Origin of the sequence: Mycobacterium attenuatum, assembly GCF_900566085.1 — a bacterium.
GTDB classification, from domain to species: Bacteria; Actinomycetota; Actinomycetes; order Mycobacteriales; family Mycobacteriaceae; genus Mycobacterium; species Mycobacterium attenuatum.
This window is the reverse complement of sequence record NZ_UPHT01000046.1, coordinates 95,701-112,370: the sequence shown is the minus strand read 5'-3', so window position 1 is coordinate 112,370 and position 16,670 is coordinate 95,701. Positions and strand designations below refer to the sequence as shown.

The following is a 16,670-nucleotide window of genomic DNA, read 5'->3' as shown; positions in this document are numbered from 1 at the left end:
TACACACCCGTCGCGGTGAACCGAAGCAGCTGACTGAGTTCCCCGCCTGAACGCTTGTAAACACGGCGCGACGCCCCATCCGGACTGCCCGTCTTGGTCAGGCCGCGATGCCGAGTTGCCGGTTGATCTGCGCCCAGTATTGGAAACCGTCCGGAGTAAGCAGAATCCAGTCGTGAATCTGGCCGTTGGCCAGAACGAAACTGATCGGGGCGCCTTGGCTCGCCGCCGCCTGCTGCAGGCCTAACACGTCGGCCGCCAGGATATCCAGGTTGCCCGAGTACACATAGGTCGGCGGCAGACCACTCAGCGAGCCGTTGAGCGGACTCACCAGCGGGTCGTTCACGTCGAGATTGCCTGCCCATACCTTGCCGATCTGCTGCGCAGGCCCGACAGGAAGCAACGGATCCTGGATCAGTGCAATATTCGGATTGGTCATTCCTACGTCTAGCCATGGCGACACCAGAACCATCGACGACGGCACGGGACTTCCGTGGTCCACCAGGTACTGGGTAGCCGCCAGGGCGAGGTTGCCGCCCGCCGAGTCGCCGATCACGCTGACGTTGGACGCCTGGTGCTGAGCGATTTGCGTGGAGATGAAACCGGCCATCGTGGGTACCACCGTGCCGGCCGTACCACCTTGCTGCAGCAATGGGTAGATGGGGACTTGAACGGTGGCGCCGGTTTGCTGGGCCATTACCGAGTAATTGATCCAGTGCAAGAACGAGGGAGGGAAGATAAATGCGCCCCCATGAATGGCGACCACGTATTCGCCGGTGGGATGCGCCGGTGTGATCTGGACGACGCTCATCCCGTTGTATGACGTGTACTGGACCGTCTCCCCCAGCAGCAAATTCAAGAACGGTGGCGGCGAGTTCCCGAGAAACCATGAAAGGGGCGGGATGTCGCTGGCAAACAATGCCAGGAGCGGGCTTCCGGTCGCCGAAATCTGAGTTTCCAGGCCGGATAAATTCAGCAGGGGCTTTACCGGCCACAGCGCGGCTTCTTCGATTCTCGTCGCCAGCGATGGTGTGCCGGTGAAAGTTCCCGCCTGCGTTGCCGGGAAGGGGGGATTAGCCGGTGACCCGAAGATGCCGGTGATGACGGTGTCAGATACCCGTGTGAATGCGGTGGCCAGCGCCGTGGGAGTCTGCTGAATTTCCTGCTCTACCAAGGCGAAACCGTTCCCGATCGCTTTGGCGAGTTCGCCCGGTAGCCCAGGCAGATTCTGCAGCGCTTGTTCCCACGGGGCCAGCAGCGCGACCGTCGCCGAGGCGCTGCTGTGATATCCGCCCATCGCGACGACGTCCTGAGCCCACATCTGTTCGTATGCAGCCTCGGCGGCCGCGATCGCCGGTGCGTTCTGGCCGAACAGGTTGGAGACCACCAGCGAAACCAGCTGGCCGCGGTTGGCACTGATCAGTTCGGGGTGCACGATGCCGGCCAGCGCGGCTTCATAGGCGATGGCCGCCTCGCGGGCTTGGGCGGCCGACTGTTCGGCTTGAGCCGCAATCCGTCCCAGCCAGTCCACATACCGGGAGGCTGCGGCCGTCATCGATGCCGACGCGGCGCCCTGCCAGGCCTGGCCGCCCAAATCGGAGGTGATCGAGCCAAATGCATTGGCCGCCGAACTCAATTCAGCGCCGATCCCATCCCAAGCCCCCGCCGCCTCGAGCATCGGCCCCGATCCCGGTCCCTCCAGCAGCAGCACCGAGTTGACTTCAGGAGGCCACATCCAAAAACTCATTCCCCGTCCCCCTTTACTCCCCTCCATTACCACTCGATCAGCCCTATTCCAGGAACGTACCTCGTTGCCGTCTTGGCCGAAGAGTTTCTGTCGCAGTCGCTTTGTCAGTCCGGAAACCGGCAAATGGCCGGCGGGCTAGGAGGCCAGGAGCGCCAGGGCGCCAAATCCTGCAGGATCAAACGGCCTTGGTGGAGCCGACGTAGGACAGCACCACGTCGGATTCATCGGTAACGCGGGTCAGGGTCGCGTACGAGCGAATGAACGACTGGCCGACGCACCCGTCGATCTTGATATGAAAGTCACTGATCATGATCCAGGGACTTGGCCCCTTGAAGTCCTTCCTGACCACCGGCACGATAACGACGAATCCGGGCTTGAGGCCCACGCTGACCACGTTGTTGTACTGCCCGCTGGCCAGCGGTATGACGATCGGCGGCTGGCCAGGCCCCAGCGGCAACTCGGCGGCGATCGAGGGAGAGATGCCGCTGCCATTTGCCATGACAAAGCCGTTGGAGGTGCTCTGGTCGATCCCGCAACCGATCTCGTAGCCGACCTCGAAGACGCCTCGAGGGGGTTCCGGCCCGGTCAGCGACGCGCCGAATATTCCGCTGGAGAGGTATTCACGAGATGACAGCGCGGTGGTCAGCGGCGCCACCGGGACATGTTTCTCGTCCTTGCCGCCGAGAGCTAGCACCCAGCCGTCAGGGGTGTTCACCCTCACCGGCGTGCCGGGGGGTACCGACCCGTCGGACGGCGGGGCTGCACCAGGAGGAGGTTCGGCGTCGGGTTGGGCACCCGCCGATGGCGCGGTCGCTGATACGACGAGGCACAAAGCCAGAACCGCAGCACGGCGAACTACCGCGGAAATCGGCATCACAGCCGATACGCTAGGCACCGCCCGGTTATTTTACGGCTTTGCTGATTGACGAAAGTCAGAGTCGTTGCGCCTTTGTAGCCGGTTTGCGATACAGACAGGACAGTCTGGGAAGACCGTTGCAGTTCAATGCTCATGGCCGAGCATGCCCGGTATTGCATTGTCGTCGAAAGCTCATAAGGGCGCTAGGGCGAGTACGCTTGATAGATAGCCAGCAATTCGTGGCGGATGGTAGAAGGGGCGATCAATGACCCTGCAAAGGTTCGCTCGTGCCACGTTGGCCATCGTTGTGGCCAGCGGCGGGCTAGGGTTGGCGAGCCTGGTAGGCGGCAGTGGCGTTGCTCGCGCAGACCCGGACGACGATACGACGCCTCAGATAATCGACGATTTGCTCTTCACGCCGATATTCGCGCAGGATCCGCGCCTGTTGCGCCCCAGCAGCACTGCCCCCACAGATGACTGGGGTCGTATCGGAATGATCTGCCAGAATCGAAATGTCAAGTGCCAGAAGAACGGCTTTTAGCCCGGATCTTTCGCTGATTGGGCGCGCTCTCACGCGATGTGGCCGCGCTGCAGCCGCGAACCTGAATAATCTGTTTACGCCTCATTTTTCAGGCCGTGTAAGCCCAATTGGTCACCATCCAGCAGCAAGCCGCCGTGGCGGGATCGGCGCGGCCGAGGCCGCAGAACTCGACCACCTCGGCTTGGAAAACGCTTGCGACGCTGCCGGTATGACGAAGGAGTACCCATTGCAGCAGCTGACCTGTCGACTCGGTGCCCGCCACGATCAGCAGCACCGGTCCGAGGCGGCGCCGTGAACCGCCTGCGGCGCGACGGGGTCACGCTGGCTTTCCGAGTGCACAATCCGCTGGCGCGGGGCGTGCCGGTTTTGCTCACGCACGGTTTCGGCGCTACCGCGGGCATGTGGGCTCCCAACGTCGACGCCTTGAGCGTTGACCGGCCGGTGATCGTCTGGGACCAGCGGGGCCACGGCAGCAGCGACGCACCCGACGACATGGATGCCTACAGCGAGCAGCTCAGCGTCGCCGACATGGCGGCCATCCTCGACGCGGCGGGGGCTGACCGGGCCGTGCTCGCCGGGATGTCGTTGGGCGGCTACCTGTCCCTGGCCTTCCACCTCGTCCATCCGCAGCGGGTGGCCGCGCTGGTGCTGGTCGATACCGGGCCGGGCTACCGCAGCGGCGAGGCCCGAGCCAAGTGGAACGCGTGGGTGGAACGACGCGCGCAGCAACTCGAGCGGGGCGACGCGCCCGCCGGCGTCTCGCCGGAACTCACACAGGCGGTACATGAGCATCCCGAGGGTCTGCCGCGCGCCGCCCGAGGCGTGATGGCGCAAAAGGACGCCCGCGTGATCACGTCGCTCGACAGCATCCTGGTGCCCACCCTGGTGATCGTCGGCGCCCAGGACACCGATTACCTGGCCGGGGCCGACTACATGGCGCGCAAGATCCCCACGGCCCGCAAAGTTGTCATCGAGAACGCGCGGCACGCGGCGAACATGGACCAGCCCGAAGCGTTCAACGTCGCGGTGCGCGAATTTCTGGATGAGCTGTGACCGCTTCGGAGGTCACCGTCGACGCGGCGGCCAGGTGGCCCAACCCTGCACCTCATCGGCGGGATTCGCGACCCGGCCGCGCCGGTTTGTAGGCTTTCGGGCATGCCGTTCGACAACGGCGAGGTATTCGCTGGCTACGTGATTCAGCGTCTGCTCGGCACCGGTGGGATGGGTGAGGTCTACCTCGCCCAGCATCCCCGTCTGCCGCGTTACGACGCGCTGAAGGTGTTGTCCTTGGTCGCCACGGCAGACCAGGAGTTTCAGGCGCGATTCAAGCGCGAAGCCGAATTGGCCGCGACGCTCTGGCACCCCCATATCGTCGGCGTTCTCGATCGTGGCGAGTTCAACGGCCGGCTGTGGATCTCGATGGAGTACGTAGATGGCACCGACGCGGGCCGGCTGATCCGGGAGCGCTACCCCGACGGCATGCCGGAGCAAGACGTCGCCGAAATCGTGACGGCGGTGGCCGACGCGCTGGACTTCGGTCATGATCGCCGGCTGCTCCATCGCGACGTCAAGCCGGAGAACATCCTGGTGACCGCGCCCGATGGCCACCGGCGCAGGGTGCTGCTGACCGATTTCGGCATCGCTCGCAGAATCGACGACGTCAGCAACCTCACCGACGTTAACGTCGCCATCGGAACCATCAGCTATGTGGCCCCCGAGCAGCTGCTGGGCAAACCGCTTGATGGCCGGGCGGATCAATACGCGCTGGCCGCGACGACGTTCTATCTGCTAACCGGAGCCCCACCTTTTCAGGACTCGAATCGCGCCGTCGTCGTCAGCAACCATCTGAATACGCCGCCACCGCGGATCTCGGCGCGCCGACCCGAGCTCGCGCACCTCGACGCCGTGCTCGCGAGGGCACTGGCCAAAGACCCCAACGAGCGATACCCCACGTGTACCGAGTTCGCCCTGGCCCTCACCCAGCAAGGCCCCCGCCCCGACGCTGCTTCCGCCGAGGACCTCCGTTCGGGCGCACGCCCGGCCACCCAGCGCCTCGAGCGTCTGGTTGTTCATGGCACCGCACGCGCCGTCACGCAAAGCGCGGCCGGAGCTCAATCTCAGGTCGGGATCTTGTCGTTTCACGTAGTCCCGTATGAGCCGCTGGGCAACGGGCGGGATCCGCTTCCCGTCGAGATACAAACCGACCTCGTAGCGGGTCAGCTCGCGGATGGGGACGAGGTCGAGATCACCGGTCTGTGGGACGGCCAGACCCTCGACGCCGACAAGATCGTCAACTTGTCTGCAGGAGCTCGTCCGAGACGACGCCGGCCAGAGATGCCGGCCAAACCGCCGCGAGACAAACCGCCGAAACGCAGGAAACTGTGGATCGCTGCGCTCGTCGCCGTCGTCGGTGTCATCGTGCTGGCCGCGGCGGCGGTTGTGTACTTCAGAGACGATTTCGGCGGCCAGACCCGACCTGGACCAATAGTCAAGCCGGTCAGCGCAACCGTTTTTTCACCCGACGGCGCCCCCGACAATCCGCGGCAGGCCGACTTGGCCATCGACGGCAACCCGAACACGGCGTGGTCCACCGTCACCTATCGGGACGCGGTCCCCTTTCCGAAGTTCATCGAGGGAATGGGGCTGTTGCTGCACCTGTCCCAGCCGACCGCGCTGAGCGCCGTGACGATCGACGTGTCCAGCACGGGAACCCAGGTGCAGATCCGCTCGTCGCCCAGCCAGACCCCCACCAAATTGGCCGACACCACCGCGCTGACCCCGAACACGCCGCTGCAACCGGGGCACAACGTTATCCCGGTGCATGACCGGGCCAAGACTTCCAATGTGCTGGTGTGGATCTCCACCTTGGGCACCACCAATGGCGAGAGCCGGACGTCAATTTCCGAGATCACCCTGCGGGCGGCTGGGTAGAGTTTTTCCCCCGTAAGACCCGAGCGGGCAGAACTGGTGTTATGACAAACCCTCACCCGTTCGGGGTGCTGCAGTTGTACTGGCAGGCGTGGCCGTTGCCGCCGTGGTGATGTTGCTGTCGGCGGTGGTCGGTGCGACACCGGACTGTGTATTCGAGTTCGGCGGAGTCGCCGCCGCGGCGACGCCGACTGCGATTCCGGTTACAGGTGACTCGCCTGTTCGGCCAACGCCTCGACGAGGTGTCGCCGACACCGCACCAGATCATGCTCAACGGCGGCGACGGTGACTTTTTCGACGACATGCGCGGCGAAAAGTGGTGGACCAAGCCGTTGGTCCGCGCTGCGTACGGCAACGCTGTCATCGCCGCGCCCGGTGCATTCGACGTTTACATCTGTCAGGACGCGATCACAGCCCGCGCGAGCGATGGCTAGCGCACCAGCGCACCGGACCGGCCGTAGCGCACAATTCGTCGCTCAATTCAGATGGGGAGAACCGCTATCGGCCTCTCCCCGCGATCGTCGCGCGTCAGTCCTGACGGCGTGTCCACGGCGGCCGGTTCAGCACCCTGCGCTCAGGCCACGATCCCGAGTTGCTGGTTGATCTGCGGCCAGTACAACAACCCGCCCGGAGTCAGCAGAATCCAGTCGTGAATTCCGCCGGGTTCCAAGGAGAAGCTCATCGGGGCACCTTGGGCTAACGCTGCTTGCTGAAGGACGGCCGCTTGTTGTGCAAGTGGATCCAGCGAGCCGGAGTAGACATACGTCGGCGGAAGACCGTCAAGTGACCCATACAACGGGCTCACCAGATAGTTGTGCGCAGGTAGATTGCCTGCCCACGCCGCGCCGAGTCCCCCAGTCCCCACATCCAGCCACGGAGACAACAACACCATCGACGAAGGTACCGGTTTGGATTGGCTGACCAAGTATTGGACGGCCCCCAATGCGAGGTTGCCGCCCGCGGAGTCACCGACCACGCTGACATTCTGGGCTCCGTGTTGCGCGATCTGCGACGAGATGAACCCGGCTGTTTGGGGTACGACCGTGGCAGCGGTGCCACCTTGCTGGAGCAACGGGTAAATCGGCACTTCGAAGGTCGCGCCGGTCTGGTAGGCAGTCACCGAGTAGTTGATCCAGTGGAACAACGAGGCCGGGAGAATGTACGCGCCACCGTGCAGGGCAACCACGTATTCGCCGGTTGGAGCGGCCGGCGTGATCTGCACGACGCTCATCCCCTGATACGTGGTGTACTGCACCGATTGCCCCAGCAGCAAATTCAACAGTGGCGGCGGGGAGTTGCCCAACACCCACGACAGCGGCGGAATGTCGCTGGCAAGCAGCATCAGGAGTGGATTACCTGGGATTGAAGTCAAAGATGCGAGCCCGGAGTTGAATCCGGAGGCAATCGTCGTCGAAATCTGCTGGATTTCCAGCTGGATGCCGAGCGCCGCCTGCTCAAAGGTCGCAAGAGGCGCAGCGCCGGCCGCTTCGGCGGTGGCATACGCCCCGGCAGCGCCGGTCAATGCCTGCACGAACCGCTCATGGAAAGCCGCCGCCTGTGCGCTGAGGGCCAAATAGTCCCGGCCGTGGGCGGAGAAGAAGGCCGCGATCGCCTCCGACACCTCATCCTCGGCTGCGGCCACTACCGCAGTGGTGGCAGCGGCCATGCCCTGGTTCGCGGTCGCGACCATCGAACCAATCGAAGCCACATCTGTGGCCGCTCCGGACATCAGCTCGGGAAACGCAAAAACATACGACACCGTGCCGCTCCACCCTTCGAGCAACCCGTCGAGTTGCCCAGCCGATACCGATCACCGAGTAGCCGGAGCTTATGCCGAGGCCGGGTCATCACGTAGCGGTTTGCCGGAAACCGGCTTCCAGGTGGACGTCGCCTAGGAAGAACCCCCGAAGCGGTGGGATGTCTGGTAGCGATCGCCGGGCTGTTCGCTTCAAACGGGTCACGGAGATGACGAGCACGGCCCTCGGGGTGCCGATCGCGCGTCGAATGACGGCGACCATCGGCTTCCGGCCCACTGAAAAAGGTGAAGAGATCATCAAGGCCGCAATGCGCAGCGGCGAACGCAAGAGCGACGTCATCCGGCGGGCACTGCAGCTGCTCGAACGGGAAGTGTGGATCAAGCAGGCTCGCACCGACGCTGAGCGGCTTCGAGACGAGGACGTCCATGTCGTAACTGTGTGACGGACGTCTCTGTAATGGCTGTAGCCCGATAATGGGCCGCCCCCCCGGCCCATCAAGCGGTGGAGCTGCCGGGAATCGAACCCGGGTCCTACGGCATTCCCTCAAGGCTTCTCCGTGCGCAGTTCGCTATGCCTCTGCTCGGATCTCCTGGTCACGCGAACTAGCCAGGATGACGATCCCAGTCGCTGTTGGTGTCCCGACGAGTCCCGCGACCGAACTCATCGGTTGATCCCTCTAGCTGATGCCAGGGTCCGGGTCGAGGGCGGTCCCGGTCTGACAGACTAGCCGTCGCTTAGGCAGCGAGAGCGTAGTCGCGCTGATGTGAATCGGCGCTTATTTGGTTGCAACGACGCTTACGGTGGTCTCTTGCCTGCACCGGCACGCTTCCCTTGATTCGATGCGCGAAGTCGAAACCGTTCAGCCCCATGTCTTCGAGCACCCTTGCCGGCATCCGGCAAGACAATCAATGGTACGCGTCTACCAACAACCGGCAACGGGATTATCTTCCCGATCAGATCACGAAATTCAGACGCTTCACGATCTGCCCGGCGAGATCCTCGTCGCCACCGAGTCCCACATCCTGGCTGCGGGCAGAGCTCATCGGACGACCGCCGGCGAGCCTGGTGAACTGCAGTCCATCCAGCCGGATGGTCGCGGTCGGTTGGTGTCCGCCGAAGTCCTCGACCACTTGCGCCCGGCCATCGACGCTGACCCGGATGGTGCGGGCGAGGGGGCCGGTCAGCTCGAACAACACCCGAGAACCATCAGGGGCTTTGGCCAGCTTGCCTACGACGAATCCCATGCTGGTGGACATTTCGTCGAGAGACAGTTCGCCAGCCTGACCACCCAGCTCGTCGTCGGAGGACGGCCGCTGCAGGACCTGGCGGATGTCCTGTTCGTGCATCCAGCAGTCGAAGGTGCGGATCCGCATGAAACGCCCGTAGGTGTCGGGACCTGCCGGCGTCGTGGTCGCCGCGTTCCAGTCGGCCTCCGGCATGCTCTCCAATGCCTTGCGGCGTTTGGCGGTCACCTCGCGGAACCGCTCGAGCAGACTGGTGCCCGACTCTCCGCGGAGATAAATCACCCAGCTCTCGTTCATCACTCCGATGGGATTGCGAACGTGCTCGAGTGTGGAGACGTCGATGTCGGCCTCCGGTGCGCCGATGCCGAGAAGGAAGGACTCGGTACCGATGATGTGCGACACCACCGCCTTGACGTCCCAACCGGGTAGCGGGCTCGCCGCCTGCCATTCCGCGTCGCTCAGTCCGCCCAGCAGCGCATCGAGGGAGTCCCATACGGCGAACAATCCCGCCAGGACGTCGGACTTGTCGAGTTGGGTGAGAGGGCGATCGGCCATGGACGGATCGTAGGCCGGTCAGCTGAACAAGCGGAGGCCGACCCGAAACAAGATGAGACCGCTGAACACCAGCAAGCCGCAAACCGGGACGATCCCCACCGGCCAGGCAAAGATGGTGGCCCACGCCCCGACAAGTACTGCCAGTAGTGCATGAAGAACGCGGAGGGACACGAGGCGGTGCTGTCGCAATACCGAACTCAATACCTGACGCGGGACAGACCGGAGAACCCAGACAAACACGACGATCAGCGCCGCAGTGAGCAACCCGGCAAGCAGGCGCAGCGGCGCCGTCGACTTGCCTTCACTATGCATCCCTACCACGAAGGCAGCGACGAATCCGAGGACTCCGGCGGCGACCGTCACCACTTGGAACACCCTCTCCAGCACCGCGGCAATATTCCGGCGGGCTAGGTTTCCCATCTCCGGGTTGCCGCCCGCGGCAGCCAGGAATCCCCGCAGAGCGTGCCCAAACCTTCGACGATGAACTCCGTTGACGGCCAGGTTGTTCAGGGCTTCGCAATTGCCAGGGTCCAGCGCCAACGCAGCCCGATACGACTCGGTGGATTCGGGGATGCGGCGCAAGTCGTGCAGGATGGAGCCGCGCAGCACGTGAGCGTCGGCATCATGGGGAGCAAGCCGCACCGCCTGGTCTGCCGCATACAGGGCGTTGGGCAATTGCCACGACTGCTGCAGCAGCCGCGCGTAAGCCAGGTGAACCAGTGGTTCATTGGGATGCGTGAGCACGGCCCGCCACGCCACGCATAAAGCGTCCCAGCTGCGGCCAAGCGCATCCAGCGATGACGCATAGAGCCGCATGGCGAATTCGTTCTCTGGCGCAACGGCCAGAGCGCCATAGGCACTCCACGCCGCGCCCGCATAGTTGCCCAGCGCATGTTCGGCTTGCGCGTGGCGCACCAGCAGCCTTGAATCATGTGGATCTGTTGCCAGCGCACGTCGCAGGACATCCCGAGCCCGCTCATAATTTCGCGTGTCAGCGTAGACGCTGGCGATATGGACAGCTTCGGCCACGTGGTCGGTGTCCATGTCAGACATCACCGAATCTTCCTGCGCCGCAAGTACTTTGCCAGCTCATCGTAGGTGCCGTCATTGTTGGCGAATTCGACGACGTTACGCGCGGTTTCGAACCAAGGTCCGGCGCTGGGCCGGATCTGCGCCATGGCCGCGTGCACATCGGCCATCATCACCGGACGAACCTGCCCACTGCGCATGGAGTCGGCCATCGCCAATTGCGTGGCGCTGTCGCAAACATGCGCCAGATCAGCACCCGAAAACCCTTCGGTGCGTCCTGCAATCGCGGCGGGGTCGATCCCGGCGATCGGCCGATCTTTCAAGTGAAACCGGACTATCCCCGCCCTGGCCTCAGCATCAGGTAACCCCACGAAAATCATCCGGTCGAAACGCCCGGGCCGGCGCAACGCCGTGTCGACATCCCAGGGCGCATTGGTGGCGCCGAGCACATAGACACCCTCGTTGGTGGACGTGGCCGAGTCGAGTTCTTCCAGAAGGGAATTGACGACGGTCCGCATGCCCGAGCCGCCGCTCAGCGCGGAACGACGGTGCCCCAGCGCATCCACTTCGTCGAAAAACAGCACGCAAGGCGCGTTGCGCCGGGCATTGTCGAACATCGAGCGGATACTCCGCTCGCTATCCCCCAGATAGCGGTGCAGCACGTCGGCGATTCCTATTTGATAGAAACTGGCGCCCAGTTCGCCCGAAACCGCCTTGGCGATATAGGTTTTCCCGCATCCGGGGGGCCCGTACAGCAACAGCCCGCCGCGGGCGGACACCTGGTATGCCTTCATCAGATCGGGATTGCGCAGCGGTCCCAGTAGCGAAAGTTCCAGTTGCTGTTTGACGTCGGTCATGCCCGCGACGTCGGCCAGCCGCACCTGGCTGCACTGCAGTACGTCGAAATCGCTCTCGTCGAGAGTATCGAGGCACGCATCAACGAACGCGGGCTCGATGATATCGGCGACTTCTTTTTCAGCGATGGACCAGTCGAATTCGGCATCGGCCGGCGCTTGCTGCTCAGCAGGGAGCGGCTGCACCGGTGCTGCCAGCGCGGCACTGCACCGCTGCACCAAGCTCAGCGCGCCCGCGTTGCCGGGGTCTTGGCTCAACGCCGCGCTGCAGTGTCCCAAGGCTTCGGCGTAGCGGCCCCTGTCCGCTAACAAGGTAGCCAGATGTAGACGTAGCTCGACGACTTCGGAGCTACGCTCCACCGCCGCGGACAATTCCCGGATCAATGGGTCTTCAGTCACGGCCATCCCCCGTAAGTACCGCAGGTTGCAGCTGCACGCCAGTCAGCCCATGCCCTTGGCGCGGCGGCCCAGCTCCCGGACCACCTCGCGCTGGGCATCGCGGCGAGCCATGTCCTGACGTTTGTCGTGGGCGTGTTTGCCGCGGGCCAGCGCGAGCTCGACCTTGACCTTGCCGTCGGTGAAATACAGCGACAAGGGCACCAGCGCGAAGTTGCCTTCACGCAGCTTTCCGATCAGGGTGTCGATCTGACGCCGGTGCAACAACAGCTTGCGGTTGCGTCGCGGTTCGTGGTTGGTCCAGCTGCCGTGCTGGTACTCCGGAATGTGTAGGTTGCGCAACCAGATTTCGCCGTCGTCGATGGTCGCGAATGCATCGACCAACGACGCGTGCCCCTCGCGCAGGCTCTTCACCTCGGTCCCCAGCAGCGCCATGCCGGCCTCGAAGACCTCGATGATCGAATAGTTGTGCCGGGCCTTGCGATTGGTGGCAATGATCTTTCGACCGACCTTCTTGCCCGTCGCCTTGGCCTGTTTGGACTGCCCGGCCATTGTTACCGCCGCACGTAGATGCGCAACGTCGCGTACGCCGTCAGCCCAGACATCGCCACTCCCAACAGCACCAGCCACGGCGCGATGTACAGGATGTCGGCGTAGTCGACGCGCGCTATCAGATTGGCTTGGTAGAACTGGTTGAGCGCATTCTCCAAGAACATCGCGCGCACCAGCATCAAACCGCCGATGGCGATTAGCACGCCGACGGTTGCGGCCAACATCGCCTCAACCAGGAACGGCAGCTGGGTGTACCAGCGACTGGCCCCGACCAATCGCATGATGCCGATCTCGGTGCGCCGTGTGTAGGCGGCGACCTGGACCATGTTGGCGATCAACAAGACCGCGCCGATGGCCTGGACGAGCGCGACGGCAAACGCGGCATTGCTCAGCCCGTCGAGCACGGCGAACAGCCGGTCGATCAGGTCCTTCTGGTTGAGCACCGACAGTACCCCGGGCTGGCCCTGCATCGCGGCGTCGAAGTCCTTGTGCTGCTCGGGGTTTTCCAGTTTGACGATGAACGACGCTGGGAAGGAGTCCTTTCCGGCCACATCCTTGTACTGCGGGAATTTCCGGATGGCGTCGTCGTAGGCCTGCTGACGGTTGAGGAAGCGCACTGCCTTGACGTCGGATCGCTTCTCGATCTTCTCGCGCAGCGCCTTGCACGGGTCGCTGTCGCAGGCGGGGTCGTTGGCCGAGACGTCGTCGGTCAAAAAGACCTGGGTTTCGACGCGGTCGAGGTAGATGGCTCGGGAGTTGTCGGCCAGCCGGACCACCAGCAGGCCGCCGCCGAACAGGCCGATCGAGATGGCGGTGGTCAGGATCATCGCGATCGTCATGGTGACGTTGCGACGAAGGCCAGTCAGGACCTCGTTGAGCAGGAAGCCGAAGCGCACTTAGCGATCCATCCCATAGACGCCGCGCTGTTCGTCACGAACCAGCCGGCCCAGCGACAACTCGACGACCCGCTGCCGCATTGAATCGACAATGTGATGGTCGTGAGTGGCCATTACCACCGTCGTCCCGGTTCGGTTGATCCGCTCCAACAAATCCATGATGTCCTTACTGGTGTCTGGGTCGAGGTTGCCGGTGGGCTCGTCGGCCAGCAGTACCAGCGGCCGGTTCACAAAGGCGCGGGCGATCGCGACCCGCTGTTGTTCGCCGCCCGAAAGCTCGTGCGGCAGGCGGTTGGCTTTGCCCGACAATCCCACCGTCTCGAGCACCTCGGGGACCACCCGGTTGATCGCGTCGGTGCGTTTGCCGATCACCTCCAGGGCAAAGGCGACGTTTTCGTACACGGTCTTTTGCTGCAGCAGCCGAAAATCCTGGAAGACACAGCCGATCACCTGACGCAGCTTCGGGACGTTTCGACCACGCAGCTTGTTGACGTGGAACTTCGACACCCGCACGTCTCCGGATGTCGGTGTCTCGGCGGCCAGTAACAGCCGCATGAACGTCGACTTGCCTGAACCCGACGGGCCGATCAGGAAGACGAATTCACCCTTGTCGATCTTGACGTTGACGTCATCCAACGCCGGACGCGCCGACGATTTGTACTGCTTGGTGACATGGTCCAGGGTGATCATCACGGCACGCCAGTGTAGCGGTGAGTTTCGCTGCGAAGCGAAATTCACCTGGCCGGGGCCGTCGCACTGGGCGACGGACCCGGCCCGGGTTGGGGTGACGGCTCGGGTGTGGTCGGCGTCGTGGTCGCCGGGCAGAAGGGCGGCGGCAGCAAACACGGGGGTGACCAGGGCGTCGTGGTCGTGGTCGTCGGCGGCGGCGTGGTGGTAGGTGTCGGGCGCACGGCGGTGGTGGCAGGTGGTTGGACTCTGTCACGCGGCACCCAGGTGTAGTCCGGATCCGGCACATATCCCGGCGGCACCACCTGGGGCGGCACCACCTGGGCGGGTTGCGGTTTTCCGGGCGGCTGCGGGCGGTAGGTGTCATAGGTCCACCACACGGCCAGGAACGCGATGATCAACACCACCGTCGAGGTGCGCACCCGACCACCGAACAGGTGGCTCGGGGTGCGCCGGGCGCCGTCTCCGTCGCGCTTCCCCAGCACGTTGGGCCAGAAGTTCATCGCTACCGCACCGCACCCTTGACTTCGCCGGCCGCGGCCGCCTCGGCGGCTTCGGCGGCAGGAACCGCGGGGTCCTCGACCAGGCCGATTGTGGCGTCGGCGGCGGTCACGATTCCGGCACGAGCAAGTGCTCGGATGACTAGCACCCGCAGTTGCCGGCCGGCTTCGAATTGCTTGCCCGGCAGGGTACGGGCCACCAGCCGCAGCGTGACCGTGTCCAACTCGATGCTTTCCACGCCCATCACGGTGGGTGAATCCAGCAGCAACTCCCCCAGGACCGCGTCGTCGCGCGCGTGCTCGCACTCCTGGTGCAACACCTCGTTCACCCGGTTCAAATCGGCGCTGGTCGAGACCGGGATGTCGACCACCGCGCGGGCCCAGTCCTTGGACAGGTTGACCGACTTGACGATCTGCCCGTTGGGCACGGTGAACACTTCGCCGTCTGCGCTGCGCAACCTGGTGACGCGCAATGTCACGTTTTCCACGGTGCCGGTGGCATCGGTCGCAGACCCGACAATGGTGAGTTTGACCAGGTCACCGAAGCCGTATTGCCGCTCGACGATGATGAAGAAACCGGCAAGCAGGTCCTTGACCAGCTGTTGGGCGCCAAAGCCCAGTGCCGCGCCCAGTACCGTGGCCGGCGCGACCAGGCCGCCCACCGAAAACTGCAGCACATTGGCGATCTGCATGACCACGACGATGCCGATGATCACGATCGACACCCACGAGATCACCGACGCCACTGCCTGCCGGTGCTTGGTCGCCTCGGAGCGCACCAGCGCGTCGCTTTCGGCAAAGCCGAGGTCAAGCTGCTGGGTAACCCGTTGGGCCACCCAGCTGACGAAGCGAGCCGCCAGCACCGCCGCGATTAGCAGCATCACGATACGCAGACCCCGGGTGATGATCCATTCGCCGATGTGACCGCGCCAAAAGTCGTGCCAGCGCTGAGCCACCGATAGGGCAAGAACTGTGGTGTTAGTTGCTGTCATCTTTTCGGTTGCGCCACCGGATCCCCGCTTCCAGGAACCCGTCGATGTCGCCGTCCAGGACGGCCGCCGGATTGCCTACCTCGTACTCGGTCCGTAGGTCCTTGACCATCTGGTAGGGGTGCAGGACATAGGACCGCATCTGGTTACCCCAGGAACTGCCGCCGTCGCCCTTCAACGCATCTAGCTCAGCACGTTCTTCTAAACGCTTGCGTTCCAACAACTTTGCCTGAAGAACCCGCATCGCCGCCACCTTGTTCTGCAGCTGCGACTTCTCGTTCTGACAAGTCACGACAATACCCGTTGGGATGTGGGTTAAACGCACCGCGGAATCTGTGGTGTTCACCGACTGGCCCCCGGGACCGCTGGAGCGGTAGACGTCGACCCGCACATCGCCCTCCGGGATGTCGATGTGGTCGGTGGTTTCCACCACCGGCAGCACCTCGACCTCAGCGAAAGACGTTTGCCGTCGGCTCTGGTTGTCGAATGGACTGATGCGCACCAGCCGGTGGGTGCCCTGTTCGACCGACAAGGTGCCATAGGCGAACGGCGCGTGCACGGCGAAGGTGGCGCTTTTGATGCCCGCTTCTTCGGCGTAGGAGGTGTCGAAGACCTCGACGGGATATTTGTGTTGCTCGGCCCACCGGATATACATCCGCATCAGCATTTCGGCCCAGTCGGCCGCATCCACCCCGCCCGCACCGGAACGGATGGTGAGCAGCGCCTCCCGCTCGTCGTATTCGCCGGAGAGCAGGGTGCGTACCTCGGTGGCCTCGATGTCGGCGCGCAGCGCCTTGAGTTCGGCGTCGGCTTCGGCCAGGGCTTCGGCGGCGGCCTGTCCTTCCTCCTCGCCCGCGAGCTCGTAGAGCACCGGCAAATCGTCGAGGCGGCTACGCAGCTGCTCGACGCGGCGCAGCTCACCCAGCGCGTGCGATAACTCGCTGGTCACGCGCTGCGCGCGGGCCTGGTCATCCCACAGCTTCGGGTCGGACGCCTCATGCTCGAGCTTGTCGATCCTGGCCCGCAGACCGTCGACGTCGAGCACCCGCTCCACCGTGGTCAGGGTGGAGTCCAGGGCGGCTATCTCAGCTCGTCGGTCGGCTTGGCGGTCGGGTTCCACAGCCGACCACGTTACCGGGAGT

At 64.0% G+C, this 16,670-nt stretch carries 16 protein-coding genes, 1 other RNA gene and 1 pseudogene; 3 read left to right on the top strand and 15 right to left on the bottom strand.

The window, feature by feature from the left end:
• Positions 1 to 97 precede the first annotated feature (97 nt).
• From lipY (EET13_RS07770) to EET13_RS07755, 3 genes are all read right to left on the bottom strand, one after another.
• Positions 98 to 1,732 (bottom strand): triacylglycerol lipase LipY, encoded by a 1,635-nt coding sequence (gene lipY / locus EET13_RS07770; protein ID WP_122441751.1) that lies wholly within the window; start codon positions 1,730 to 1,732, stop codon positions 98 to 100.
• Positions 1,733 to 1,919: 187 nt separating this feature from the next.
• The gene (locus EET13_RS07765) at positions 1,920 to 2,618 is read right to left on the bottom strand and encodes an MspA family porin (protein ID WP_122441729.1); all 699 of its coding nucleotides are present in this window, start codon (positions 2,616 to 2,618) and stop codon (positions 1,920 to 1,922) included.
• Positions 2,619 to 3,229: 611 nt separating this feature from the next.
• Positions 3,230 to 3,415, bottom strand: coding sequence for a hypothetical protein (locus EET13_RS07755; RefSeq protein WP_122441727.1), 186 nt, complete (start codon positions 3,413 to 3,415; stop codon positions 3,230 to 3,232).
• A gap of 17 nt (positions 3,416 to 3,432) precedes the next feature.
• Here EET13_RS07755 and EET13_RS07750 point away from each other — a divergent pair, with 17 nt between their 5' ends.
• The 3 genes from EET13_RS07750 (at position 3,433) to EET13_RS07740 (ending at position 6,503) form a co-directional block, all read left to right on the top strand.
• On the top strand, positions 3,433 to 4,194 hold the full coding sequence (locus EET13_RS07750; protein ID WP_122441726.1) for an alpha/beta fold hydrolase: 762 nt from the start codon (positions 3,433 to 3,435) through the stop codon (positions 4,192 to 4,194).
• A gap of 102 nt (positions 4,195 to 4,296) precedes the next feature.
• A complete protein-coding gene (locus tag EET13_RS07745) occupies positions 4,297 to 6,072 on the top strand; it encodes a serine/threonine-protein kinase (RefSeq protein WP_122441725.1) in 1,776 nt (591 codons plus the stop codon).
• A 206-nt stretch (positions 6,073 to 6,278) separates the two neighbouring features.
• Positions 6,279 to 6,503 (top strand): hypothetical protein, encoded by a 225-nt coding sequence (locus EET13_RS07740; protein ID WP_244603812.1) that lies wholly within the window; start codon positions 6,279 to 6,281, stop codon positions 6,501 to 6,503.
• Between the two features lie 140 nt (positions 6,504 to 6,643).
• Here EET13_RS07740 and lipY (EET13_RS07735) read toward each other — a convergent pair whose 3' ends face one another.
• From lipY (EET13_RS07735) to prfB, 12 genes and pseudogenes are all read right to left on the bottom strand, one after another.
• On the bottom strand, positions 6,644 to 7,798 hold the full coding sequence (gene lipY / locus EET13_RS07735) for a triacylglycerol lipase LipY (protein WP_244603815.1): 1,155 nt from the start codon (positions 7,796 to 7,798) through the stop codon (positions 6,644 to 6,646).
• Between the two features lie 262 nt (positions 7,799 to 8,060).
• Positions 8,061 to 8,249, bottom strand: a pseudogene (locus EET13_RS31265) (hypothetical protein); the annotation flags it as partial.
• Between the two features lie 76 nt (positions 8,250 to 8,325).
• Positions 8,326 to 8,693, bottom strand: a transfer-messenger RNA (tmRNA) gene (ssrA, locus tag EET13_RS07725).
• Between the two features lie 86 nt (positions 8,694 to 8,779).
• Positions 8,780 to 9,625, bottom strand: a complete 846-nt coding sequence (locus tag EET13_RS07720) for a maleylpyruvate isomerase family mycothiol-dependent enzyme (RefSeq protein ID WP_122441723.1) — start codon at positions 9,623 to 9,625, stop codon at positions 8,780 to 8,782.
• An 18-nt stretch (positions 9,626 to 9,643) separates the two neighbouring features.
• The gene (locus EET13_RS07715; RefSeq protein WP_122441722.1) at positions 9,644 to 10,678 is read right to left on the bottom strand and encodes a tetratricopeptide repeat protein; all 1,035 of its coding nucleotides are present in this window, start codon (positions 10,676 to 10,678) and stop codon (positions 9,644 to 9,646) included.
• Complete coding sequence (locus EET13_RS07710) at positions 10,678 to 11,907, bottom strand: ATP-binding protein (protein ID WP_168991247.1); 1,230 nt, start codon at positions 11,905 to 11,907, stop codon at positions 10,678 to 10,680. The genes EET13_RS07715 and EET13_RS07710 overlap by 1 nt, the downstream gene beginning before the upstream one ends.
• Before the next feature lie 42 nt (positions 11,908 to 11,949).
• Positions 11,950 to 12,456 (bottom strand): SsrA-binding protein SmpB, encoded by a 507-nt coding sequence (gene smpB, locus EET13_RS07705; RefSeq protein WP_122441720.1) that lies wholly within the window; start codon positions 12,454 to 12,456, stop codon positions 11,950 to 11,952.
• 2 nt (positions 12,457 to 12,458) lie between these two features.
• Positions 12,459 to 13,352 carry a permease-like cell division protein FtsX gene (gene ftsX / locus EET13_RS07700; RefSeq protein ID WP_122441719.1) on the bottom strand — a complete coding sequence of 298 codons (894 nt, stop codon included), beginning with the start codon at positions 13,350 to 13,352 and terminating at the stop codon, positions 12,459 to 12,461.
• Positions 13,353 to 14,042, bottom strand: coding sequence for a cell division ATP-binding protein FtsE (ftsE, locus tag EET13_RS07695; protein ID WP_036404372.1), 690 nt, complete (start codon positions 14,040 to 14,042; stop codon positions 13,353 to 13,355).
• 44 nt (positions 14,043 to 14,086) lie between these two features.
• Positions 14,087 to 14,542, bottom strand: coding sequence for an Rv3103c family proline-rich protein (locus EET13_RS30250; protein ID WP_168990714.1), 456 nt, complete (start codon positions 14,540 to 14,542; stop codon positions 14,087 to 14,089).
• A 2-nt stretch (positions 14,543 to 14,544) separates the two neighbouring features.
• Positions 14,545 to 15,531 (bottom strand): mechanosensitive ion channel family protein, encoded by a 987-nt coding sequence (locus tag EET13_RS07690; protein ID WP_122441718.1) that lies wholly within the window; start codon positions 15,529 to 15,531, stop codon positions 14,545 to 14,547.
• Positions 15,518 to 16,648: a peptide chain release factor 2 gene (prfB, locus tag EET13_RS07685; RefSeq protein ID WP_122441717.1), complete on the bottom strand. Its 1,131-nt coding sequence runs from the start codon at positions 16,646 to 16,648 to the stop codon at positions 15,518 to 15,520. The genes EET13_RS07690 and prfB overlap by 14 nt, the downstream gene beginning before the upstream one ends.
• Positions 16,649 to 16,670 lie beyond the last annotated feature (22 nt).